Annotated in this window: 1 protein-coding gene; it reads left to right on the top strand. The window is 42.9% G+C overall.

What is annotated here, in order from left to right; all coding sequences use genetic code 11:
* A partial coding sequence (locus tag H4J38_RS16935) for a cadherin-like domain-containing protein (RefSeq protein WP_182133665.1) occupies window positions 1-408 on the top strand: 408 nt, incomplete at both ends.

Below are 408 nucleotides of genomic sequence, written 5' to 3'. Positions count from 1 at the left end.
GATAGTGATGCTGATGGAGACACATTAACCGTTAATACTGCACCAATCTCAAATGTGAGCAATGGCAGCTTAACGCTTAATAGTGATGGCTCGTTTAACTATATTCCTACCCTTAACTTTAACGGCACTGACAGTTTTACCTATCAAGTCAGTGATGGTAACGGTGGTATTGCACAAGGCAATGTAACCTTAACCGTTAGTGCGGTTAACGATTTACCGACAACCGGCACGGACACTTTATCGTTAAATGAAGATGAGCCATTAACCATCACTTTTGCCAGCCTGTTAGCCAATGATAATGATATTGATGGGGATACCTTAACGCTTGATACCAGCGCAATACCAACGGCGACTAAAGGGGTTTTAACCGTTAGCGGGTCATCATTTATCTATACGCCTACGGCTAAC

It is taken from the genome of Colwellia sp. BRX10-3 (assembly GCF_014077505.1).
Classification (GTDB): domain Bacteria; phylum Pseudomonadota; class Gammaproteobacteria; order Enterobacterales; family Alteromonadaceae; genus Cognaticolwellia.
The sequence above is the reverse complement of the archived record's forward strand: the minus strand, read 5'-3'. Positions and strand labels throughout refer to the sequence as shown.